The sequence below is a fragment of the Dyella silvatica genome, assembly GCF_026283955.1.
Taxonomy (GTDB): domain Bacteria; phylum Pseudomonadota; class Gammaproteobacteria; order Xanthomonadales; family Rhodanobacteraceae; genus Dyella_C; species Dyella_C silvatica.
This window is the reverse complement of record NZ_JAPDPE010000035.1, coordinates 18,550-40,746: the sequence shown is the minus strand read 5'-3', so window position 1 is coordinate 40,746 and position 22,197 is coordinate 18,550. Positions and strand designations below refer to the sequence as shown.

At 61.6% G+C, this 22,197-nt stretch carries 18 protein-coding genes and 1 riboswitch; of the genes, 5 read left to right on the top strand and 13 right to left on the bottom strand.

Annotated features, from left to right (window positions below; translation table 11 throughout):
• Positions 1 to 2 precede the first annotated feature (2 nt).
• Positions 3 to 1,871, top strand: a complete 1,869-nt coding sequence (gene htpG / locus OUZ52_RS09180) for a molecular chaperone HtpG (protein ID WP_266158085.1) — start codon at positions 3 to 5, stop codon at positions 1,869 to 1,871.
• 110 nt (positions 1,872 to 1,981) lie between these two features.
• On the opposite strand, the gene pnuC is transcribed toward htpG, so the two are convergent.
• From pnuC to OUZ52_RS09165, 3 genes are all read right to left on the bottom strand, one after another.
• Positions 1,982 to 2,563: a nicotinamide riboside transporter PnuC gene (pnuC, locus tag OUZ52_RS09175; protein ID WP_266158084.1), complete on the bottom strand. Its 582-nt coding sequence runs from the start codon at positions 2,561 to 2,563 to the stop codon at positions 1,982 to 1,984.
• A gap of 3 nt (positions 2,564 to 2,566) precedes the next feature.
• Positions 2,567 to 4,762 (bottom strand): TonB-dependent siderophore receptor, encoded by a 2,196-nt coding sequence (locus tag OUZ52_RS09170; protein ID WP_425493824.1) that lies wholly within the window; start codon positions 4,760 to 4,762, stop codon positions 2,567 to 2,569.
• A gap of 55 nt (positions 4,763 to 4,817) precedes the next feature.
• A riboswitch (TPP riboswitch) is annotated at positions 4,818 to 4,914 on the bottom strand.
• 107 nt (positions 4,915 to 5,021) lie between these two features.
• On the bottom strand, positions 5,022 to 6,158 hold the full coding sequence (locus OUZ52_RS09165) for a phosphotransferase enzyme family protein (protein ID WP_266158083.1): 1,137 nt from the start codon (positions 6,156 to 6,158) through the stop codon (positions 5,022 to 5,024).
• Between the two features lie 96 nt (positions 6,159 to 6,254).
• On the opposite strand from OUZ52_RS09165, the gene OUZ52_RS09160 reads away from it, so the two are divergent.
• Positions 6,255 to 7,157, top strand: a complete 903-nt coding sequence (locus OUZ52_RS09160; protein ID WP_266158082.1) for an AEC family transporter — start codon at positions 6,255 to 6,257, stop codon at positions 7,155 to 7,157.
• A 1-nt stretch (position 7,158) separates the two neighbouring features.
• Here the strand turns inward: OUZ52_RS09160 and OUZ52_RS09155 are convergent, their stop codons facing one another.
• Positions 7,159 to 7,608 (bottom strand): hypothetical protein, encoded by a 450-nt coding sequence (locus OUZ52_RS09155; RefSeq protein ID WP_266158081.1) that lies wholly within the window; start codon positions 7,606 to 7,608, stop codon positions 7,159 to 7,161.
• Positions 7,609 to 7,676: 68 nt separating this feature from the next.
• On the opposite strand from OUZ52_RS09155, the gene OUZ52_RS09150 reads away from it, so the two are divergent.
• Positions 7,677 to 8,102, top strand: a complete 426-nt coding sequence (locus OUZ52_RS09150; RefSeq protein ID WP_266158080.1) for an RNA-binding S4 domain-containing protein — start codon at positions 7,677 to 7,679, stop codon at positions 8,100 to 8,102.
• A 65-nt stretch (positions 8,103 to 8,167) separates the two neighbouring features.
• Here the strand turns inward: OUZ52_RS09150 and OUZ52_RS09145 are convergent, their stop codons facing one another.
• From OUZ52_RS09145 to OUZ52_RS09105, 9 genes are all read right to left on the bottom strand, one after another.
• Positions 8,168 to 9,478 (bottom strand): carbohydrate porin, encoded by a 1,311-nt coding sequence (locus OUZ52_RS09145; RefSeq protein WP_266158079.1) that lies wholly within the window; start codon positions 9,476 to 9,478, stop codon positions 8,168 to 8,170.
• 46 nt (positions 9,479 to 9,524) lie between these two features.
• A complete protein-coding gene (locus tag OUZ52_RS09140) occupies positions 9,525 to 11,048 on the bottom strand; it encodes a CoA-acylating methylmalonate-semialdehyde dehydrogenase (RefSeq protein WP_266158078.1) in 1,524 nt (507 codons plus the stop codon).
• A gap of 26 nt (positions 11,049 to 11,074) precedes the next feature.
• Entirely contained in the window at positions 11,075 to 11,887 is an 813-nt protein-coding gene (gene iolB, locus OUZ52_RS09135) for a 5-deoxy-glucuronate isomerase (protein WP_266158077.1), read from the bottom strand.
• Positions 11,884 to 12,801 (bottom strand): myo-inosose-2 dehydratase, encoded by a 918-nt coding sequence (gene iolE / locus OUZ52_RS09130; protein ID WP_266158076.1) that lies wholly within the window; start codon positions 12,799 to 12,801, stop codon positions 11,884 to 11,886. The genes iolB and iolE overlap by 4 nt, the downstream gene beginning before the upstream one ends.
• A complete protein-coding gene (gene iolD, locus OUZ52_RS09125; protein WP_266158075.1) occupies positions 12,791 to 14,725 on the bottom strand; it encodes a 3D-(3,5/4)-trihydroxycyclohexane-1,2-dione acylhydrolase (decyclizing) in 1,935 nt (644 codons plus the stop codon). Before iolD ends, iolE begins: the two co-directional genes overlap by 11 nt.
• Positions 14,722 to 16,692 (bottom strand): bifunctional 5-dehydro-2-deoxygluconokinase/5-dehydro-2-deoxyphosphogluconate aldolase, encoded by a 1,971-nt coding sequence (locus tag OUZ52_RS09120; protein WP_266158074.1) that lies wholly within the window; start codon positions 16,690 to 16,692, stop codon positions 14,722 to 14,724. The genes iolD and OUZ52_RS09120 overlap by 4 nt, the downstream gene beginning before the upstream one ends.
• Positions 16,693 to 16,791: 99 nt before the next feature.
• A complete protein-coding gene (locus OUZ52_RS09115; protein ID WP_266158073.1) occupies positions 16,792 to 17,622 on the bottom strand; it encodes an ATP-binding cassette domain-containing protein in 831 nt (276 codons plus the stop codon).
• A 10-nt stretch (positions 17,623 to 17,632) separates the two neighbouring features.
• Positions 17,633 to 18,781, bottom strand: coding sequence for an ABC transporter permease (locus tag OUZ52_RS09110; RefSeq protein WP_266158072.1), 1,149 nt, complete (start codon positions 18,779 to 18,781; stop codon positions 17,633 to 17,635).
• Positions 18,782 to 18,862: 81 nt separating this feature from the next.
• Positions 18,863 to 19,906, bottom strand: a complete 1,044-nt coding sequence (locus tag OUZ52_RS09105) for a sugar ABC transporter substrate-binding protein (RefSeq protein ID WP_266158071.1) — start codon at positions 19,904 to 19,906, stop codon at positions 18,863 to 18,865.
• Between the two features lie 336 nt (positions 19,907 to 20,242).
• Between OUZ52_RS09105 and OUZ52_RS09100 the strand changes: the two genes are divergently transcribed.
• Together OUZ52_RS09100 and iolG are read left to right on the top strand one after the other, a co-directional pair.
• Entirely contained in the window at positions 20,243 to 21,109 is an 867-nt protein-coding gene (locus OUZ52_RS09100) for a MurR/RpiR family transcriptional regulator (protein ID WP_266158070.1), read from the top strand.
• Positions 21,102 to 22,130, top strand: coding sequence for an inositol 2-dehydrogenase (iolG, locus tag OUZ52_RS09095; RefSeq protein ID WP_266158069.1), 1,029 nt, complete (start codon positions 21,102 to 21,104; stop codon positions 22,128 to 22,130). Before OUZ52_RS09100 ends, iolG begins: the two co-directional genes overlap by 8 nt.
• Positions 22,131 to 22,197: the final 67 nt, after the last annotated feature.

The following is a 22,197-nucleotide window of genomic DNA, read 5'->3' as shown; positions in this document are numbered from 1 at the left end:
GCATGACTGCAACCACTGAAACCCGCAAATTCGAAGCCGAAGTCGCCCAGGTACTGCACCTGGTCACGCACTCGCTGTACTCGCACAAGGAGATTTTCCTGCGCGAGCTGATCTCCAACGCCTCCGATGCCTGCGACAAGCTGCGCTTCGAGTCGATCGCCAAGCCGGAGTTGCTCAGCGGCGACGCCGAGCTGCATATCGACGTCAGCTGGGATCCGGAGGCACGCACGATCACCGTTCGCGATAACGGCGTCGGCATGAGTCGCGACGAGATCGTGGCCAATATCGGCACCATTGCCAGCTCTGGCACCAAGCGCTTCCTCGAAGCGATGTCGAGCGAGCAGAAAACCGATGCCCGCTTGATCGGCCAGTTCGGCGTGGGTTTTTATTCGGCCTTTGTGGTCGCCGACCGGGTTACCGTGCTCAGCCGCCGCGCCGACCAGCCCGCGGCTGAAGGCGTGAAGTGGGAAAGCGACGGCAAGGGCGAGTACAGCCTGGAGCAAGTAGAGCTGGCCGAGCGCGGTACTTCGGTGATCCTGCATTTGAAAGCCGACGAGGATGAGTTCCTCAAGCCGTGGACGCTGAAATCGCTGATTACGCGCTACTCCGACCACGTCGCTTTTCCGATCCGCATGCCGAAAGAAGTCGAAGGCAAGCCGGGCGACGAATGGGAGACCAGCAACGCCGCGTCGGCACTGTGGACCAAGCCCAAGAGCGACATCAGCGACGAGGATTACCAGAGCTTTTATAAAGCGCTGGGTCACGACTTCAACGATGCGCTGGCCTGGACCCACAATCGGGTCGAAGGCAGCCAGAGCTTTACCACGCTGTTGTATCTGCCGGCCCAGCCGCCGTTCGATTTGATGATGGGTGGGCGCGACGAGCGCAAAGGCCTCAAGCTCTATATCAAGCGCGTCTTTATCATGGACGCCGCCGAAGAGTTGCTGCCGAACTATCTGCGTTTTGTTCGCGGGGTGGTCGACGCCGACGATCTTCCGCTCAATGTCAGCCGCGAAATTCTGCAGCAGAACCGCCAGCTCGATCGGATCAAGGCCGCTTGCGTCAAACGCGTGCTCGATCTGATCGAGAAGCTGGCGAAGGACGAGCCGGAGAAATTCGCCACCTTCTACAAGGCCTTTGGCAACACGCTGAAAGAAGGTATTGCCGAAGATCACGCCAATCGCGAGCGCATCGCCAAGCTGCTGCGGTTTGCTTCGACCAAGGGCGAGGGCAGTGCGCAGACGGTAGCGCTGGACGATTACATCGGCCGCATGCCGGTCGGCCAGGACACGATCTGGTACATCACCGCCGACAGCCACGCCGCCGCCATCGGTAGCCCGCAGCTGGAGGCATTCAAGGCCAAGGGTGTCGAAGTGCTGCTGATGTCCGATCGCATCGACGAATGGATGCTGGGCAGCCTCAACGAATACAGCGGCAAGAAATTGAAGAATGTCGCCAAGGGCGAACTGCCGTTGGATGAGGCTGACAAAAAGCAGCAGGAAGAGGCCAGCAAGGCTGCTGAGCCGTTGTTGAAAAAGCTCAAGGACCTGCTCGGCGATCGCGTCTCCGACGTGCGCGTTTCGCCACGGCTCACCGATTCGCCTTCATGCCTGGCGCTGAGCGATTACGAAATGGCGCCACATCTGGCCCGTTTGCTGCGCGAGGCCGGCCACGATATGCCCGAGAGCAAGCCGACGCTGGAGATCAATCCGCAGCATGCCTTGCTCAAGCGGGTCGAGGGCGAAGGCGACGCCGACAAGGCCAAAGATCTGGCGACGCTGTTGCTGGAGCAGGCGGAGATCGCGGCCGGTGCACCCTTGCCTGATCCGTCGGCCTTTGTGCAGCGGATGAACCGGGTGTTGCTGGGTTGATCTTGCGCGCTAGCTTGAGCGAAGTACGCTTCGCTCAAGCTAGCGATGATCGCTGGGGTGAGCCTTGCCTACTCCTTGACGGAGAAAGCCTGCGCTGTTTCGGCCAGCGATTATCTGCCGCGCGCAGCGGCCTGTTGCAAGGCCGCTGCTTGCCGCCAACTGCGCCAGCCCCATGCAGCCAGCGCGATGAAGCCGGTGTAAAGCACGGCGGTAATCGTCAGTGATTTGTACACGTAGACGCCGACATAGATCAGATCCACCGCGATCCACAGCCACCAACTGGCGATATGACGGCGTGCCTGCCACCACTGTGCGACCAGGCTGAAGGCGGTCAGTGCGGCGTCGAGCCAGGGCAATGCGGCATCGGTATAGACATGCATGACGGCGCCCAGCGCCAGCGCGCCGAGCGCGCCGACGGCTAGCTCGACGCATGCGCGTCGCGGCGACAACGCGGTAACCCGAACCCGTCCATCGTCGCCAAGATGCTGTCGCCAACGATGCCAGCCGTAGACCAGGAATACCGCGAAAAGTCCTTGCAGCAAGGCATCGGAGTACAGCTTGGCGTCCATGAAGATGCCGCCGTAAAGCGCGACGGCGATCAGCCCTACCGGCCAGCACCATGGATTGCGGCGGGCGGTAAGCCATACGCCCCAGGCACTGAGCAGCGCGGCGAGTAGTTCCAGCTTGCTCATGAGTTACAGCTCATAGCTCATCGACACGCGCGCCAGTCGCGGTGCGCCTGGAAACAAATAGCTGTCGCCACCCGAACTGCCGGTATCGCGCCAATAGAAACGGTTGAATACGTTGTCGATGCTAAGGCGCAAGCTCAGTTCATGTCCGTTCAAGCGGGTGCGATAGCGCAGGCCGGCATCGAATAGGTTGTAGGCCGGTACCCGCGTGCGCCCACTCGGCGTGGCAGCGTTGGGCGCCGCGTAGCGCCAGCCGCCGAGCAGGCTCCACGACGTCGCAAAGGGCAAGCGGTAATCGGCATAAACGCTGCTGCGCAGCTTCGGCACATTGACCACCTGGTGGCCTTCGTAGCTGGGCGTGCCGGTGTTTTGCGCCCGCGCATTGATCATGCTGATGCTGGCGATGACATGCAGCGAGTCGCTGACGCGGCCGTTCGCTTGCAGTTCGATGCCGCTATTCACCTGCTGGCCGCGCTGCACAAAAGTGAAGCCCTGGCTGGTGTTGTCCGGTTGCGCGTATTGATAGGGCAGGGCGATGCGAAAAACGGCGGCATCGAGTTGCAAGGCATCGTTGACGGCGTATTTCAGGCCGGTTTCCCATTGCCGTGATAGCAGCGGCGGCAGAAAACTTCCGCCATTAGCCGTCCAGTACGGCGCCTGGGTTCCCAGCGCCAGACCCTGCGCATAGCTGAGATAACCGGTGAGCTGGCTGGTGGGTTGCCATAGCAAGGCGGTTTGCGGCAGCCAGTGATTGAGTCGGATATGCCGCTGCGGTGCGCCGCTGGCGTCGTAGTCACGCTCGTCCAGTTGCACAAAACGGCCACCGGCCAGCACTTGCCAGTGCGGGCTTAGGCGAACGCGATCCATCGCGAACAACGCCCGCTGCCAGGTGCTCTGGCGCTGCTGCGAGGGGCCTGGCTGGTTCGGTGATGGCGCGAAATACGGTGGTTCGCCCTGGTCGCTTGGTGCCGTGCCGACGTAATCGTAGACATATGGTCGCTGATTGATGCTGCGGCGTAAGACATCTGCGCCGACGGTGAGGTCGTGGCTGATGGTCCCGGTGTCGAGATGGCCTTGCAACTGCGCGCGCAGCTCATCGTTCTGGCGGGTGTCGTCTGGGCTGCGGAAGTCGTAGACGTCATAGCTGCCATCCGGCGCAAAGAAATAACCAGGCGTGGAGCCACTGGCGCAGGCCGGTGCGTAAAAGCAGCCGTAGGCGAAGGCGACGTTATCGTCGATCACGCTGCGGCTATGACCGGCATCGACACGAGCCTGCCAATCGTCGTTGAACTGGTAATGGAAGCGCGCAGTGATATTGCTTGCGTGAATGCTCACCGGTTGCTGCCACGGCTGATAGCCGAGCATCAGCGAACGGCTTGGATGCGTCGGCAAAACGCTACCGCCAAGCAACTGATAGCCAGAGACCGAACGCTGTGCGCTGGCTTGGTAGTCGGCGTCCAGTTGCAGGGTAGCCTTGGGCGAGATCAACCAATCCGCCGCGATGGCATAGAAATTACGCCGACCGTTGGCGTGCTGTACGTAGGCATGGGTGTCTTCGTACGCGGTGTTGAAGCGCAGGCCGAAGGTGGGGCTGAGCCAGCGGCCAAGATCCAGTGCGCCATAGCGGGAACCATGCGAATCGGTGCCTAGGGTTGTCGTCTGTACGTTAGCCGCACGCTTGCCGACATAGTTGATGACACCGCCGGGGGCGAGCACGCCGGCATCGATGCCGGCGGCACCCTTGAGAATGTCGACTTGCTGGATGTTTTCAAAGGCAATCCGCTGTTCGCCGGTGATGCTGAGATCGTTGAAGCGATAGCCGGTAGCCAGATCCAGCGGAAAACCGCGAATCGCTATGTTCTGGTAGTAGCCGACCGGCGCATAGCTATCGCCCAGCGAGGCATCGCTGCGTGCCAGTTCACTCAGGCCGCGTGGCTGGCGGTCGTCGAGCAGGTCGCGGCTGAGCACGTTGATGCTGGCCGGAGTGTCTTGCAGCGAGGCTTGGCCAAAATTATTGACTTGGCTTTGGCTGACGACATAACCGTCACCGCTGCGCGCTTTCACCATGACCGGGGCCAGTGCAACCGAGGCGGCCGGAGGGGTATTCGCAGTCGTGGTGTTGCTGGCGTCTTGCGCGTGCGTGGCAGCGACTGCGCAAAGCAGGGCCGTGAGAACAAAAGGGGAGTGAGCTTGCCGGGTCATCGTCATCGTTGTGCAAAGAGAACGAAGCGACGGCGAATTGCGTGGAGTGAGGCTCCGCGCAACTGCTAAAGCTCCCTACGCCGGTGCTAACCGGATCAGGTTCCAAGGGACTCTCTCAGCCTGGCAAACGCCTGGCACCCCCGCTTCTAGAGGGCGTATTGAAGCACGGATGCGGTTCGGCTGCCCAAACTTAGGTCATTTCAGCTGACTTCAGGCCCTTCCGTGGCCATCGCACAGGCAGAGACAGGGGAGTCAAGCGTCAGGCACTGTCGTGCAGGGCTTCCAGCAGGGCGTGGCCCTGGGGGCCGCTGAACCAATGGGTATGGCCACACAGAAAGATGTCGTAAGCCACCGCCGTATTGGCAGGCGAACCGGTGATGGCGTGGAAATACTCCACTTCGGACAGCGCAAAATCCACATGCACCACGGGTAGCAGATCGGCTATGAGGTGCACTTGTGCCGCACTGAGCGGGGCGGTTTCCCGATATCCGGACAGCAGCGCCAGCGCGGTTTGCGGATAAGCCAGGGCCTGACCTTGCTCTAGGGTCAGCCATGCAATGGCGTTGCGCTCGATCGCGGTGGCCAGGTCGAACACCGCCCAGGTCGGCGAGGCCAGGCCCAGGTCCAGCACCGCACTGACCGTGGCCTGTGCTCCATGGGTATCCCAATAGAGATTGGAAACATGCCAGTCGTTGTGGGTCCATAGCGTGGTTTCACGCCGTAGCCGAGCGACCAGTGAGGCAGGCCGATGCTCAAACACCGCGCGCAGCTCACGCTGCCAATCGCGGCTACGTAGGTAGTCAGCCAGGCCGGGGCGCTGAGGGAGTTGGCCCGTCAGAGCCGCGACCGGATCACTGGCGGCGATCAGTTCATTGCGTGCGACCAGTAGATGAGTACTGCGTTGGCCCGCGGCATAACCTGCGGCGGCGCGGTGCAGTAGGCCCAGCGCCGCACCGGCTGCGCGCGCATGGGTCAGGTTGTGTAGCGGCGACCATGATTCGCTGTCGCGGTAGAGATCCACACCGACCGCTTGCTCGTGTACTTCGTAAGTCCATTCGCCCAGGGCGATGGCTGTCTCTCCCGCGGCATTGCCGAGTACGCGTGGCACCGCTGCGCCGGCGCGATGAAGATGTTCGATAAAACGATGTTCTTCGCCCAGGCTTGATGGCGTGCGTATGCGCTGGTGATGCCGCTTGACGAAGACGTCGCCGCTGGCGGTTTGCACCAGGCCGGCAGCGGACAGCGGTCGCGGGCTATGCCAGACGATGCCCTCCACGGCACCCAGGGCCGGGTAGCCTGCCAGCAGTCGACCTACCTCGTTGTCGAGCAGCGGCGGCCAGTCCGGCACGACCTGGTCGGCAGCCAGGCCATGCACGCGGTGGTGGGAGTGCGTCATTGCGAGTGAAAGGCAGGGCAGCGGAACAGGCCGCTATTGTCGACCATCACGATGGCTATGCGACGATGCGTGCAGCCAATGCAGTGATGTTTTCCCATGAGTGCTTTGTTGATGCTGTTCGTCTGCCTCAGCCTGGGCGCGCTGGTGCGGCGCTTTGCCAACCCGCCTGCCGGCATTGTGGCGGGGATCAACTGGTGGGTGATCTACATCGCGCTGCCCGCCTTGGTGCTGGAGTTGATTCCACGGGTGAAGTTCGATGGGCAGCTGTGGTTTCCGGTGGCCGCGATGGGCGTCGTCTTCGCCGGCGCATGGCTGCTGTTCGGTTTGCTGGGGCCGTGGCTGGGCTGGTCGCGTGAACGTATCGGTGGATTGATCCTGGTCTGTGGCCTGGGCAATACCTCGTTCATGGGTTACCCGCTGATGGAGGCCATGCACGGCAAAGAAGGTTTGGGGCTGGCGGTGGTTGCCGATCAACTGGGCTGTTTTCCGCTGCTGGCATCGGCAGGCATCGTGGTGGCTTCGCTATATGCCGGGCGCCAAGCGCAGCCGGCGCAAATCGTGCGGCGCAGTCTGAGTTTTCCGGCCTTTATCGCCTTGCTCATCGGCATGGCCGCCGCTGCGTTGGGCGGCTGGTCACCCTTGCTCGACAGCGTATTCGCGCCGATCGGCGCCAGCTTGACGCCGTTGGCGCTGTTTTCGGTGGGGCTGCAATTCAAGCTGCATGCCGATCAGCGGATGGCCGCTGCGGCCAGCCTGGGGCTGGGCTGGAAACTGCTGCTGGCGCCGTTGCTGTGCTGGCTGATCGGCCGTGCGGCCGGGGTGGGCGGCCTGACCCTGACGGTGGGGGTATTGCAGGCGGCGATGGCACCGATGATTTCGGCGGCGATTCTTGCCGACGAGTACGGGCTTGAGCCGGAGCTGGCCAATACCGTGCTGGGTGTGGGCATTGTGCTGTCGTTGCTGACGGTGCCGCTGGGCAATCTGTGGCTAAGAGCTTAGCTCAGCCGTGCGGATGAATGCGGCGGTCCATTGCTTCGACTGCGAGCTTGGCCTCTTTAAGGTTGCAGCCACTGCGTTGCCGATAAAGCTTGATCGCCTCGATCAGGCGCCTGGCGCGTATCTCCGCTTCGATATGGGCATCGCTGATAGGCGTGGGCGAGGGCGGTGGCACCACGCTGTAGGGCATGCCGTGAGGGTGGATATGACGAGTCATCGCTTCGACGGCCGATTTGGCCTCTTTAAGATCGCAACCGCTGCGTTGGCGATAAAGCCGGATCGCCTCCACCGTTCGTTTCGCGCGTATGGCGGCTTCGATCTCGGCATCGGTAATGTCGGTACGCAACGGCTGCGGCAGCGGCTCGTTCGATTTGCGGTAGATGTAGCGAGCAAGCAGAAACCCGGCCACGAAAGGCATGATCCAGGCAAGGGATGGGGTAAGGGTAAAGTCCATGGTCTGCTTGCGTGAGACTAGGTGGCGCGATAATGCCACCGATAAGCCACTTTGGGTTCAACGACAACATGTCTAAGGATGCTGGGTCTAACGACGCTGGGTTCAATAAACTCAGTGAGGTCCGTGCGGACGTCTGGTTATGGGCGGCGCGTTTTTTCAAGAGCCGCAGCCTGGCCAAGCAGGCGATCGAGGGCGGCAAGGTCGATGTCAATGGCGGCGGCTGCAAGCCGGCCAAGGCACTACACCTTGGCGACCTGCTGAAAATTACCCGTGGCGAGGAGCGGCTGGAGGTCGAGGTGTTGCTGTTGGCGGAGCAGCGTGGCCCGGCCAGCGTGGCGCAGACGCTTTATCGAGAAAGCGAGGCCAGCGTGGCTGCACGTTCGGCCTTACAAGAGCAGCGACGCTTGCTTGGCGGAGGTCTTTTCCGACCGTCCAATCGACCGGATAAACATGCTCGCCGTGAGCTGCGCCGATTGAAGGATCAGGGTGAATAGCGCGTCGCCATGATGGCCTCCTTACGCTGTCCGCCGCGAGAAGGAGGCCACCGATAGGCATCAAGCTAGAACGCGACGCTGGTCTTCAAGCCGAACACGAAGGCATTGCTGTTTTGCCGCGTGCCACCCGGGTGCAGGATGTATTGCAGATTCGGGCGCAGGTTGATCGAAGGAATCGGCGACCAGTTGTAGAACAACTCCGAGACGTATTCGTAACCGTTCTTGACCAGCCCCGGCGTAGCTGGATGGAACTGGTTGTACAGGCGCTGATATTCAGCCAGACGGCTATTGGCGTGGCTGGCGCCGATGGCAAAGCCGACCATATCGTTGCTGCGCTCGAACGGGCCTTTGTATTCCATGCCCATGGCGATTTGCCGGTCCGTGGCGGAGGTATCGCGATCGGCCTGGGTGGCATTGAAGAAGACGGTGGTGCCCTTGCCGCCGGCAACGCCGCTGACTTGTTGCTGGAAGTTGAGATAGCCGCCGTAGCGTGAGTCGCGCTTGAGTGCTTCGCCGCCGGTGATCGCCAGTGGCTCATGATTGACGTCGTAGTAGAGGTCCGAGCCGCCGGCGTTGTTATACCAGCCGCCCACTTTGTAGCTGCCGGGCAAGCCGTTGGCGATCGGGGTCCAGCCGAACTCCAGCGGGATCAAGGCGCCCTTGGTGCCGCCGGGGAAATCGGGCTTCCAGCCGTTGCGCCGTGCCCAGCGATCGTTGACGTAGTTCGGATTGATTTGATACGCGCCGATCTGCACATAGGTCTGGTCGGTGGTGTGCAGCTTGATGCGGGTAGCCCACTGGCTGGTCGGCCAGTTCACCCAGTAGTCGCCGACGATATTGCCGGGCGCCGCGCCGCAGAAGGTGAGGTTCTGAAAGTCGCAGGAGAAACTGGCGAAATCCTCGCCCACGGGCAGCCGGCCGATACGCCAGTCGAGTTTGCCGTCGAAGAATTTTTGATCCAGCGCAAAAACGGTCAGATGCCAGGTTTGCCCGCGGCCATACACTTCCTGGATCAGCTGGTTATTGCCGATATTCGCATCGGCGCCCAGATTGCGGCCGTTGCGATTGGTGAGCATCACCTGGAAGGTGCCACCGCTCCAGCCCCATAGTTTTTCCAGGTCGAGGGTGGAACCCAGTTTCCATTGATCGGTGTAGCGAGTGATCTGCTTGGTGCCGCCGGTGAAGTTATGCGCCACTTCGCTGCCGTAGCCAAAGTCGAAGCTGATGCCTTGCTCGGCCAGGCGCGTGCGCGTGCCGTTCCAGTCGCCAAACAAGTAGGGGCTGTCGGTGGCATGGCTTTGCGGCGCTACGGTGAGGCCCAGAAGGGCGAGCAGGCTGCAGGTCACAAGTGGCTTTTTATGCGCTCTCAGATCCATGGCGTGGCTCCGTTGGGGGCTTGATTTCTCGTTGTGGTGGGTTGCTTCAATGGGTCGGCATGGCAAATTGCGCACCGGCGTCGGCCTCGTTGGCCAACCAGCGTTGAGTAACGGCTTTTTGCCGGGTGTAGAAACGCACGGCTTCCGGACCGTGCGCGTGGTGATCGCCCATCAGGCTCTTCTTCCAGCCACCGAAGCTATGGAAGGCCATGGGCACGGGGATAGGCACATTGATGCCGATCATGCCTACTTGGACGCGATGGGCGAATTCACGTGCCACATGACCATCGCGGGTAAAAATCGCCGTGCCATTGCCGTATTCATGCTCGTCGATAAGCTTGAGCGCGCTGGCGAAATCCGGTACGCGTACGACGCACAGCACCGGGCCGAAGATTTCTTCTTTGTAGATGCGCATGTCCGGCGTGACACGGTCGAACAGGCTGCCGCCGAGAAAGAAGCCTTGTTCGCAGCCAGCGACGCGGTGACCGCGGCCATCCACCGCCAATTGCGCGCCAGCGGCCACGCCATCGTCGATATAGCCGGTGATCTTGTCGCGGTGTTGGGCGGTGACCACCGGGCCCATCTCGATCTGTGGATCCATGCCGTCGCCGATGCGCAACGCTTGCACTTTCGGGGTCAGCCTGGCGACCAGGGCATCGGCGGTTTTCTCGCCCACCGCGACGGCGACCGAGATCGCCATACAACGCTCGCCGGCCGCACCATAGCCGGCGCCGATCAGCGCATCGACGGTTTTATCGAGATCGGCATCGGGCATCACGATCATGTGGTTCTTGGCGCCGCCCAAGGCCTGTACACGCTTGCCGCGCGAGGTGCCGCGCGCGTAAATGTATTCGGCAATGGGAGTGGAGCCGACAAAACTGACCGCGCGCACCTTGGGATGGTCGAGCAAGGCATCGACCGCGGTTCTATCACCTTGCACGACATTGAACACGCCATCGGGCAGGCCAGCCTCTTTGAGTAGCTGAGCCAGCAGCAACGCGGTGCTCGGGTCGCGCTCGGACGGTTTCAGCACAAAGGTATTGCCGCAGGCGATCGCCATGGGAAACATCCACATGGGCACCATCGCCGGGAAATTGAACGGGGTGATGCCTACGCAGACACCGAGCGCCTGGCGCATGGTCCAGGCGTCGATACCGTTGGCGATCTGTTCGGTGTATTCGCCTTTGAGCAACTCGGGAATGCCGCAGGCGTATTCAACCACTTCCAGCCCGCGAACCAGCTCGCCCTTGGCATCGGAGAGCACCTTACCGTGCTCGCGGGTGATCGTCGCGGCGAGTTTGTCCAGGTCGCGTTCGATCAACTCCTTGAAGCGAAACATCACCCGCGCGCGCTTTAGCGGTGGCGTTTGTGACCAGGCAGAAAAAGCCGCCTCGGCGGCCTGCACGGCAAGATCGACCTCGTCGGCCGAGGCCAGTGCCACGGCACCAATCACCGTGCCGGTGGCGGGGTTGTAGGACGGCGCGCTGGCGCCATGGCCGAGCTGAAGGCGGCCGTTGATGTAATGACTGATCGGAGCGGCGGCGGTGGTGGGTGAAAGTTGTGCGGACATAGCGGATTCCTGTCGATAAGCGTGATTCAGCGCGGCATCAGCCAGTCGTGCGCCGGATCGTTCTTGAAATGCCATTGGCGATGGGGGCCAGCCATCACGTTGAGGTAGTAGCCGCGATAACCGTGCGGCATCACTACCGGGTGATAGCCGCGCGGCACCATCACGACGTCGTGATCGCCAACGGCCATCGATTCGTCGAGGTCGCGCGCATCGGTGTAGACGCGCTGGAAGGCGAAGCCTTGCGGCGGGTCGATGCGGTGGTAGTAGGTTTCCTCCAGCGAGCTTTCCACGGGAAGGTTGTCGGTATCGTGCTTGTGCGGCGGGTAGCTGGAGGACTGCGCGGCAGGCGTGACGACTTCGACCACCAACAGCGATTCGGCATCTTCGGTTTGCGGCAGGATGTCGCAAACGTAGCGGGTGTTGCTGCCTTGCCCGCGCACCGAACGCAGCATGCTGATGCCTGGGATCAGCCGCGCCGGATAACGGCCTTGCGCCGGCGCCGTGGCAAGCGCGAGTTCGCTGGCATCGTGTGCGCGAATTTCAAAGTGCGAGGAGGGTGGGGCATACAGCGCATCCGGCGAGCATTCATCGAAGACGCTGTGGCGGCCGCCGAGCTTGGCCCAGTGTTGCGGGGCTTGGCCCGGTTCGACCAGGCGTAACTCGATGCTGCCGGTGAGTATCACCAGGCAACCCTCGCGCGTGCCCGGTAGCGTGATTTGCAATGACTCGCCAGCGGCCAGGCGAAAGCCTTCAAAGCCAACGTGTTTCCAGCCCGCCGATTCCGGTGTGACTTTGACGATGTCACGCCCCTGCGGTTGCGCTTTCACCAGCAGTTTCATGCGGCCTCCTGCCGGGCGGTGCCGTCGACCAGCGCGCGCAGGGTGCGATAGCCGAGGCTGGCATAGGCGTAGCTGGGCGCTACGGCGGGGTCTTGCTCGGCCTCGACGATTAGCCAGCCCTGGTAACCGTTCTCACGCAGCAAGCCGACGATGGCGGCGAAATCGATGGCACCGTCGCCGGGTACGGTAAACACCCCATTCAAGACCGCGTCGAGAAAACTCCACTGGCGATTGCGTGCATGGCGGATGATGGCAGGACGCACGTCTTTGCAGTGCACATGGCAGACGCGATCGATGTGCTTGTGCAGTACCGCCAGCGGGTCACCGCCGCCAAAATAGGCGTGGCCGCTGTCGAACAGCAGGCCGACTTCATTGCCGGTGTAGGCCATCGCGCGATCGATATCCTGCGGGGATTCCACATAGGCGCCCATGTGGTGGTGATAAGCCAGCCGCACGCCGTGCTTCAGCAGATACCGACCGAATGCGGTAAGTCGCTCGCCGTAGTGTTTAAAGGCATCGTCGCCGTTGAAGCGTGGCCGTTTGTACAGTGGCACACCGCGCTCACCCTGGATCGAGTCGGCGACTTCGCCGTAGACCATCACCTTGCAGCCGTTGGCGGCAAGCAGGCGCAGATGGGGCTCGACGGCGGCGATTTCTTCTTCGACGCTGCGCTTGGCGAGGCGGCCGGAGTACCAGCCGGACACCACCTCGAGCTGGTAGCTTGCCATCAGCTGGCGCAACGCATCGGGATCGCGCGGAAATTTATTGCCTAACTCAAAGCCTTGATAGCCGATCTCGCGGCCCTCGGTCAGCGCTGTGGACAGCGGGGTTTCACCGCCCAGCGAGGGGAGATCGTCGTTGCTCCAGCTGATCGGGTTGATGCCGATCTTTACTTCAAAGGGATTACTGGCCATCGGTCTTGCCCTGCATGGATGTCGTTTGGTCTGGCGTCGAATGAGATAGCTGATGCTGCTTGGCCTGATCTTGTTTGGCGTTTTCGTATTCGCGCCGCGCCTGGCGCACCGATGCCTGCGTCGAAACCTCGGGCACGGCGACCTCCCACCAACAGCCGCCTGCTTCGGTGGTGCGGCGGTGATCGGTGTCGATGGAGATCAGGTAGGTACGTTTGGCGGCACGGGCGCGTAACAAGGCTTGTTCCAGTTCGGCGATGCCGTGCACATGCTCGGCCTCGGCACCCATGGCGCGTGCATGTGCGGCGAAGTCAATCGCCGGAGCGCCGTCGCTGCCTTGCAGGCAATCGTCCAGCATGTTGTTGAAAGGGGCGCCGCCACAGGCCTGTTGCAGGCGATTGATGCAGCCATAGCCACGGTTATCGAGCACGATGACGATCAGCTTGTGCCCCAGCATCACCGAGGTGGCGATTTCGGCATTTAGCATCAGATAGCTGCCATCACCGAGCATCACAATGACTTCGCGCTCGGGTTTGGCCATCTTTACGCCAAGTCCACCGGCGATCTCGTAACCCATGCAGGAGTAGCCGTACTCCATGTGATAGCCGCCGGGGGTGGCCGTGCGCCACAGTTTTTCCAGTTCGGCGGGTAGGGTGCCGGCGGCGCAGACGACGATGTCGTCGCGGCTGGAGTCAGGGTGTGAGCGTTGCACGGCGCCGATGATTTCACCGTCGTAGGGCAGGGTAGCTTCGGGCAGTTCACGCTGACCGGTAATCGTGCTCACTACGTTGCGCCAATCCTCAGCAGCATGCTCGGCACGCTGACGCCAGTCGTCGTCGCTGTGCCAACCATCAAGCGCCGCTGCCAGTGCTTGCAGGCCAAGCCGTGCGTCGGCGAGGATTTCCAGCCCGCCGCCCTTAAGTGCGTCGTAACTGTTGACGTTGAGGGTGACAATGCGTGCGTGACGATAAAGTGCATTGGAACCGGTGGTGAAATCTTGCAGCCGGGTGCCGACGGCCAGTACCAGATCGGCCTCGGCCAGCAGCGCGTTGGCTGCGGTGGAGCCACAGACGCCGGCCGGTCCCAGCTGCAGGGGATGATTCCAGGCCAGGCTACCTTTGCCCGCCTGGGTTTCGGCAACCGGCACGCCGTGCTTTTCTGCGAAGTTGCGCAATGTCTGGCTGGCGTGGGCGTAAAGCGCGCCACCGCCGGCAATAAGTACTGGCCGTTTCGCCGCACGCAACGCCCGGGCGGCGGCGTCGATCTCATCGTTGGCCGGAGGCGTGGCGCGAAAAGTGTGAATACGCTCGGCGAAAAACGCCGCGGGCCAGTCGTAGGCTTCGGTCTGCACATCTTGCGGCAGGGCCAGGGTGACCGGGCCGCATTGGGCCGGGTCGGTCAGCACCCGCAACGCACGTGGCAGCGCGGTAAGCAGCTGCTCGGGTTTGACGATGCGGTCGAAATAGCGCGATAGCGGACGAAAGCAATCATTGACGCTAAGCGTGCCGTCACTGAAATCCTCCAGTTGCTGCAAAACCGGATCGGGCGCACGGGAGACAAAAACATCCCCGGGCAGCAGCAATACCGGCAGGCGATTCACATGCGCCAGTGCGGCGGAGGTGAGCAGATTGGTGGCGCCGGGGCCGATCGAGGTGGTTACCGCCATCATGCGCCGGCGCATATGAGCCTTGGCGTAGGCGATGGCGGCGTTGGCCATGGCTTGCTCGTTGTGCGCGCGATAAGTCGGCAAACTGCCCTGTTGTTGATAAAGCGCCTCGCCCAGGCCGGCCACATTGCCGTGACCGAAGATGGCGAACACCCCACCGAATAGCGGCACTCGTTCGCCGCTATCGACACTCAGCGTGTACTGCGCCGCCAAATATCGGACCAGGGCTTGCGCCATCGTCAGTCGCAGGGTTTGGCTCATGCCGCGGCCCCCAGGTCTTTGCGTGAGGGCGGCGCTAACGCGGCGTGGCTGCGCGTTTGCCGCCACAGCGCGGCCAGCTCGGTGAATTGTTGGGCCGCGCGGGATACCAGCGCGGCATCGTCGATATCGCCTTGCAGCCAGGCGCGCGCCGGTTCCACGAACAGGCTGCGGCCTACGGCGAAACCGCGGCAGCTGGCGCTGTGTGCGGCGGCGGAGAAACCTTCAGCCAGTTCAGCGAACGGTGCATTGAGGCCGAGCAGCAAGACTCCGCGGCAGTAAGGATCGCGCTCGCTGATCAGTGCATCGATGGCGTGCCAGTCTTGCGCAGGCAGTGGCGCCAGCTTCCACCATTGCGGGCGGATGCCGAGGTTGTAGATACGCTTCATGGCGCGCAGAACGCGCTCACCCTGGCTGGCTTTTGCGTCGGGCCCCAGCGCTGTGGGTGGAATCACTTCGAGCAGCAATTCGTGGCCGCTCTGCTTTACCGCGTTGTAAAGCGTGTGCAGCTGGGTTTCCTGCTCCAGCCGTGACTCCGGTGTGCCATCCGGGTCGAACGGGACCAGGCACTTGACCACATGTTCAGCGGGCCAGTGCAGCAACTGGCTGCCGACTGAGCGACCGTGCTCGAATTCAAGCGGATTGGAGCCGGGCATCTCGACTGGGCGACCGATCCACCAGCCGCGGCCTGTCGCGGCGTGAAGCGCGTCTTCGCCGTAGCTTTGATCGATCAATACACCGACGCGGTTTTTCAGGCCTAGCTCGCGCTCGGTCTGCGCCACGGCCTCGACCAGCAGTTGCTTTAAACGCGGCAAGCGCGATTCGTCGCCGCCGCATGCACGCGCCAGTTCAAAAAACTGGCTGCGATGGTCAAAGGCGAAAATATGCAGATCGTCCCAATGCGGCCGGGCGATGCTGACGCGATGCAGATGCGTCAGTTCTTCATCCTCGTCGGGCCGTTGCAGCCGTTCGGCATGGGCGAGGAAGTAATCCAGCTCGGCCCGGCTCGGCATGGCGGGCGCGCAGCCATGGCGCGATACCACGATGGCACCGCAGGCGTTGGCGTAGGCGCAGCAGCGCTCGATAGCTTGATCGCGCAGCCAGCCGTAGAGAAAACCCGCCATGAAGGCATCGCCCGCACCCAGTACGTTAAGCACCTCGACCCGGCGGCCATGAAAGGTGGGGGCATCATCGATCTGTGCCGGAATGGCCGCTTCGATCACTGTGCAGCCGAGGGCGCCGCGTTTGACCACCAGGGTGGCCTTGCTTACCGCGCGCACGGCCTGCAAGGCAGTGATCAGATGCTCACTGCCGCCGGCGATATGGAACTCTTCTTCGGTGCCGACCACCAGGTCAAACTGGGGCAGGATGCTTTGCAGATGCGCGGTGACACTGTGGTCGGCAACGAAACGGGTTTCGCCATCGCCACGGCCGGTCAGGCCCCACAGCACGGGGCGGTAGTCGATATCCAGCACGGTACGTACAGCATGTTTGCGCGCGTAGCTCAGCGCCTTGCTGCTGGCAGCGTGTACGGCCGGGGTGGAGAAGTGGGTGCCGGTAATCGCCAGGGCGTGGCTAGAGGCGATAAAGTTCTCGTCGATATCCGCTTCATCGATGGCCATGTCAGCGCAGTTCTCGCGATAAAAAATCAGCGGAAAGCTGTCGCGGTCCTTGATGCCCAGCAAGACCAGCGCGGTGAGTCGCTGCCGGTCGAGCTGCACTTGGCTGACATCACAGCCTTCGCGGCTCAGAGTTTGCAGCAGGAAACGCCCCATGTGATCGTCGCCGACCCGGCTTAGCATGGCGGTGCGCAGGCCCAGCCGCGCGGCGCCAAAGGCGGTATTGCCCGAGGAGCCGCCAAGATATTTGGCGAAGCTAGAGGCGTCTTCGAGCCGTGCGCCGGGTTGTTGGGCGTACAGGTCCACTGCAAGGCGGCCAAGGCAGATCAGTTCGTATTTGCGTTTGTTCATGGCGGTAAGCTTGGGCAGGTGGGGTTTTATGTAGGGGTGCAGCCAGTGCGCGAAAATCAGTGAAACGACTATGCGGCGATAATTCGCGGACGCGTGTCGTTACGCTGCGGCACGGCCTTCCAACTCGTCGACCAGGCCTTGGATTTCGGTGCCGCCCGCCATCATGTCGAGTACTTCTTCTTTGCTGACGCCGTTCTTGGCGAATGTGCCCATCGATTGACCACGATTGAGCAAGGTGAAGCTGTCGCCGATGGGGTAGGCGTGATGCACGTTATGGGTGATGAAAATCACCGAAATACCGCGTGCGCGTGCAGTGTGGATCAGCTTGAGCACGTTGCAGCTTTGCTTGACGCCGAGTGCCGCGGTTGGTTCGTCGAGAATCAATACTTTGGCGCCGAAATGAATGGCCCGGGCAATCGCCAGACATTGGCGCTCACCGCCGGACATGGTGCCGATAGGTTGATGGGGCGAGCGTACGTGGATGCCCATTTCAGCGAGCTTCTCAACCGAAACTTTCGCCGCATGTTGCATGTCCATCACCGGGAACACGCCCAGCCATTTGCGCGTGGGTTCGCGGCCGGCGAAGAAATTGCGCGCGACGCTCATCAACGGCACCAGGGCGAGATCCTGGTAAACCGTGGCAATGCCCATATCGAGCGCTTCGCGCGGCGACTTGAAATGCACCTCTTTGCCTTCGATCAAGTAACGGCCGCGGTTGGGTTGATGCACCCCGGCCAGGGTCTTGATCAGGGTGGATTTGCCGGCGCCATTGTCGCCAAGCAGGCAATGCACCTCGCCGCGACGCAAGCGCAGCGTGACGTCTTGCAGGGAAATCACCGAGCCGAAAAATTTGCTGATGCCTTCGAGTTGCAGGATGTAGTCGTCGCTCGCTGCATCGGCACGGTTTGAGTTGTTGGAATTCACAGTCATGTCGATAACCTCACTTGCCTGTGGTTGCGCGTGAGCGGATGTAATGGTTGAACAACACCGCCAGCAGCAGCATGCCGCCGAGGAAAACCCGGTACCAGTCGGAGTCGAAATTGGTATACGAGATACCGATTTGCACGACGCCGAAAATCAAGGCGCCGAAGCAGGCGCCGAGCACCGAGCCGTAGCCGCCGGTGAGCAGGGCACCGCCGATCACCGCGGCGATAATGGCTTCGAACTCTTTTTGCAGCCCGCGATCCGCTGCTGCCGAGCCTACGTCGGCCACTTGCAGAACGCCAAACAGGCAAGCGCAAAAGGCGGTAAACATGAATAGGCTGATTTTTACCCGGCGCACCGGAATGCCGACGTTCTTGGCCGCGTTGTCGTCACCGCCCACCATGTAGATCCAGTTGCCAAATCGGGTGCGCGACAATACAAAGCCCGCGCCTATCGCCATCAGCAACCACCACAGCATGACCTTGGGCAAGCCATTCACCACGGGCTGGCCATTGGGCAATTTGTCGATCAGGCCGAGGTTGGCCAGCCAGCTGAATACACCGTGGCCGGTGGTGCCCTGGAATAAGGCGCGCACGATGGGGTCGGCAGTGACTTTGTCACCCACGCCGCTGACGATAGTGCTGTTGGAGAAATACGTGGATAGCACCAAGGTCAATCCACGCAGGATGAACATAAAGGCCAGCGTGACGATAAAACTCGGCAATTTGGTCCGCACGACCAGGTAGCCGTTGAGCCAGCCCAGCGCCATGCAGCCGGCGAAGGCAAACAGCATGGATGCCCACATGGGCCAACCAAGAAACATCGCTGGCACCGCCATCATCATGCCGGCGAAGCCGATCATCGAGCCGATCGACAAATCGAATTCACCGGCGATCATCAATACACAGGCGCCGACCGCGATGATGCCGAGATAGGCGGCCACCTGGGCCCAGTTCATGACGCCATCGAGATTGAACATGCCGGAATCGCCGGCAAAGATGCCGAACAAGACGAAGACCAGCAGGGTGCCGGCCATCGAGCCGAACTCCGGCCGGTTAAGCAGAGCACGCCACGGCGAAATGCGTCGTACACGTTCGTCGCTGCTTGCGATGGATTTGTCCATTTTGCCATTCATTACGGTCATGCCAGGGGTGGTCACACTCATGGAATCTCTCGCGCTTTCGCTTTGAATATTCGACTGCATCGCTGGCCGGTGTTGCTCGCCGGCCGCTGTGGCTTGAAGGGGTCAGCGATACTGGCCGGCGTATTTCTCGACGGTGCCCACATTGTCTTTGGTGACAAAGGCGGGGCCCGAACTGACGCTGTCTTTTTGGTAGACCGGCGCTAATCCGTATTCCTTCAAACGGGCCTGGAATTTCGGATTGGCCTTGAGCTTGGCGATGATCGTGGCCGGGTCTTTGGTCTTGTCATCATTGGCAATGACCAGTGCGGCAATCGACATATAGCCTTGCAAATACGGCTGCTGGTCGATGGCGAAATTCATCTCACCTTTCTTGATCGCGTCGATGATGGATGGCGACAGGTCGAAGCTGCCGAAATAGATCTTTCCGGCCAGGCCCATTTTCTCCAGCGCCTGGATGGTCGGTTCGGCCGAGTTCGGGCCCAAGGCCAGTACCGCCTGGGTTTTGGGGTTGTTGCGCAGATAGGCGCTGACCTTGCTCGACACCACGGTGGGGTCGACGCCGGTGTCGATCATCGATTTCTTGAAGTCGACGCCGATGGCATCGGCAAAGCCCTTGCAGCGCTGCAGCGAGGCGACATTGGTGGCGTAGTGATTGACGCAGAGAAACGAATTGACGCCAGCGGCTTTGGCCCGTTCGCCGGCGGCTTTGCCGGCGTCGTATTCGGGTTGCCCTATATGCATGATCGCGCCGAGTTTTCCACTTTCTTCCAGCGTGCCGGAATTGAGCGTGACCACCGGAATGCCCTTGGCGGTAACCCGCTTGGCGGGCTTGGACAGCACGTCGTAGTCGGCGATATCGAAAGCGACGCCGTTGTAGTTGCGCGCGGCGGCCTGTTCGATCAGCCGCGCCATATCGGCGAGGTCGCCGTTGGGCGGATTACGGTAGTCGACCTGTACGCCGAAATCCTCGCCTGCCTGTTTGATCGAATTCTTGATGGTGTTCCACCATGAGTCTGAATCGGGTGCATGGCTGATCAGCACATAACGCTGGTTGGCGCGTGGGCCGTCTGCTGCCCATGCGGCGGGCAGGACGACAGCGCCGGTCAGCAAGGCCGCCAACCACAGGGATAGTTTCCGAACATGCATACAAGCCTCCACGGGATGGGTTGGCTGATTGCCGCCAACCGCTATTCGAGCCGTGCCGCGAGCCTGCTGGACCGCAGCGCTGATGGGTTGAGGTCGAGCATAGGAACGCTTTCGGTCATTTTGCAACTTGCATTGCACAATAAAAAAAACTGGAAGAAAAATTCCATGTGGTGCATAAAGGCGTCGCCAGGCGGTGCATTTGCAGGTTCTTGCAGGTGTCCGGGGCGTGGCCGGCAGCGTGTCAGGCGATTCGACAGGTGCTGGAAAGGGCGTGCGAGGCGCTATCGAAAGCAGCCGCCCGGCGATATGGGAATTCACCCGAGGTATGGAGAGATCATGAGCAAGCGAAGTGCGGTCGATGAGTTGCTGCACCGGATCGCCGAGGAGTTCGATACCTTGCCGCGCCAGTTGCAGGGCGTGGCGACCTATCTTGAGCAGCAACGCGCGAACATCATGGTCCAACGCATCAACGAGGTAGCCGACGGCTGCGCGGTGCATCCATCGGCGGTGGTGCGCTTTGCCCAGCGCTTCGGTTACTCGGGTTTCAGCGAAATGCAGGCGGTGTTTCGCAGCACCTATACCGAGGCGGTCACGCCAGCGCATAGCTATCGGCAGCGTATTCGCAAAGTCATCGAGGATGGCGCCGCGCCGATGAGCACGGCGGATATGGCGCTGCAATTCATCGACGCCAGCCGCATCGGCCTGGATGAACTGGCCGGCGAGTTCGATCCCAAGTCATTCGAAGCGGCAGTGGAGTTACTGGTCAAGGCCGAAAACATCTATGTCATTGCCGTGCGCCGCACTTTCAGCATTGCCAGCTACATCGCCTATGCGTTGCAGCACACGCAAAAGCGCGTGCACTTGATTAGCGGTCTGGGCGGCATGTTTCGTGAGCAGATTCGCAGCATCGGTCAAAACGATGCGCTGATTGCCATTAGTTTTCCGCCCTACGGCAAGGAAACCCTTTATTGCGCGCGGGTGGCTCATCAACACAAAGCCAAGGTGCTGGCGATTACCGACAGCGCACTGGGCCCGCTGGCCCGCGATGCCAGCGTGATGTTGAAGGTCAGCGAGGGCAGTGCCTTCGCCTTCCGTGCGCTGACCAGCACGATCTGTTTATGCCAGGCGTTGTTTGTGGCGCTGGCCTACAAACTCGAACTGAAAGTTGAAGAAACGATTCATCCCGGAGAATACGATGACTGAATTTCAAGCAGTGGCAGGGCAGGCAGGCATCATCGAGGTAGCGATGTTCGGCGCTGGCCGCATTGGTACGATTCACGCCGGCAATGTGGCGCGGCACCCGCGGGCCAGGCTGCGCTACGTGGTCGATGTGCATGCACCCTCGGCCACGGCGCTGGCGGCCAGACATGGCGCACAAACCGCCTCGGTGGACGCGGCGCTGGCTGATCCGGCGGTGGGCGCGGTGGTGATCGGCTCAAGCACCGATACGCATGCGGACTTAATCCAGCGCGCCGCCGCAGCTGGCAAGGCGATCTTCTGCGAAAAACCGGTAGATCTCGATGTCGAGCGCGCACGTGCCTGCGCGGCGGCGGTAAAGCAAGCGGGCGTCACTTGCATGATCGGCTTCCAGCGGCGTTTTGATCCGACCTTCGCTGCGCTCAAGCAGCGCCTTGAGGCGGGTGAGATCGGTCAGGCGGAAATGCTGGTGATCACCAGTCGCGATCCGTCGCCGCCGCCTGCCTCCTACATCGCGCATTCGGGCGGTGTGTTCAAAGACATGCTGATTCATGACTTCGACATTTTTCGCTGGATTCTCGGTGGCGAGGCGGTCAGCCTGCATGCTACCGGCGGCTGCCCGAACTTGCCCGAAGTGGCCGCTGCCGGCGATGTGTCGCATACCGCGGTCACCTTACGTACCCGCGACGGCGCGTTATGCCAGATCAACACCTCGCGCCGCGCAGCTTATGGCTACGACCAGCGCTTTGAAGTGCTCGGCAGCAAGGGTTTGTTGCAGGCGGGTAACGTACGCCCGACCGAGGTCGTGGCATGGGGCGAGCAGGCGATCAGCAGCGATAAACCCGAAGCCTTTTTTCTGGAACGATACCGCGCGGCCTACGCGCTGGAAATCGAGCACTTCTTCGATGCCTTGACCCATGGCACGCCAGTGCGTACCACGATCGAGGATGGCATCAAGGCCTTGGAACTGGCCGAGCTGGCGACGCGTTCCTGGCGCGAAGGCAAGGCATTGGACTGCGCGATCTGAGCCGCCAAAGCGGCTGCGGCACTTCGGCGATGGCGGCATCAGGCGCGCTCGAACTCCATGCACTTGG

Coding starts and splice junctions, on each gene's coding strand:
- htpG (WP_266158085.1), top strand. CDS start 3: ATGACTGCAACCACTGAAACCCGCAAATTCGAAGCCGAAGTCGCCCAG.
- pnuC (WP_266158084.1), bottom strand. CDS start 2,563: ATGAGCAAGCTGGAACTACTCGCCGCGCTGCTCAGTGCCTGGGGCGTA.
- OUZ52_RS09170 (WP_425493824.1), bottom strand. CDS start 4,762: ATGACCCGGCAAGCTCACTCCCCTTTTGTTCTCACGGCCCTGCTTTGC.
- OUZ52_RS09165 (WP_266158083.1), bottom strand. CDS start 6,158: ATGACGCACTCCCACCACCGCGTGCATGGCCTGGCTGCCGACCAGGTC.
- OUZ52_RS09160 (WP_266158082.1), top strand. CDS start 6,255: ATGAGTGCTTTGTTGATGCTGTTCGTCTGCCTCAGCCTGGGCGCGCTG.
- OUZ52_RS09155 (WP_266158081.1), bottom strand. CDS start 7,608: ATGGACTTTACCCTTACCCCATCCCTTGCCTGGATCATGCCTTTCGTG.
- OUZ52_RS09150 (WP_266158080.1), top strand. CDS start 7,677: ATGTCTAAGGATGCTGGGTCTAACGACGCTGGGTTCAATAAACTCAGT.
- OUZ52_RS09145 (WP_266158079.1), bottom strand. CDS start 9,478: ATGGATCTGAGAGCGCATAAAAAGCCACTTGTGACCTGCAGCCTGCTC.
- OUZ52_RS09140 (WP_266158078.1), bottom strand. CDS start 11,048: ATGTCCGCACAACTTTCACCCACCACCGCCGCCGCTCCGATCAGTCAT.
- iolB (WP_266158077.1), bottom strand. CDS start 11,887: ATGAAACTGCTGGTGAAAGCGCAACCGCAGGGGCGTGACATCGTCAAA.
- iolE (WP_266158076.1), bottom strand. CDS start 12,801: ATGGCCAGTAATCCCTTTGAAGTAAAGATCGGCATCAACCCGATCAGC.
- iolD (WP_266158075.1), bottom strand. CDS start 14,725: ATGAGCCAAACCCTGCGACTGACGATGGCGCAAGCCCTGGTCCGATAT.
- OUZ52_RS09120 (WP_266158074.1), bottom strand. CDS start 16,692: ATGAACAAACGCAAATACGAACTGATCTGCCTTGGCCGCCTTGCAGTG.
- OUZ52_RS09115 (WP_266158073.1), bottom strand. CDS start 17,622: ATGACTGTGAATTCCAACAACTCAAACCGTGCCGATGCAGCGAGCGAC.
- OUZ52_RS09110 (WP_266158072.1), bottom strand. CDS start 18,781: ATGAGTGTGACCACCCCTGGCATGACCGTAATGAATGGCAAAATGGAC.
- OUZ52_RS09105 (WP_266158071.1), bottom strand. CDS start 19,906: ATGCATGTTCGGAAACTATCCCTGTGGTTGGCGGCCTTGCTGACCGGC.
- OUZ52_RS09100 (WP_266158070.1), top strand. CDS start 20,243: ATGAGCAAGCGAAGTGCGGTCGATGAGTTGCTGCACCGGATCGCCGAG.
- iolG (WP_266158069.1), top strand. CDS start 21,102: ATGACTGAATTTCAAGCAGTGGCAGGGCAGGCAGGCATCATCGAGGTA.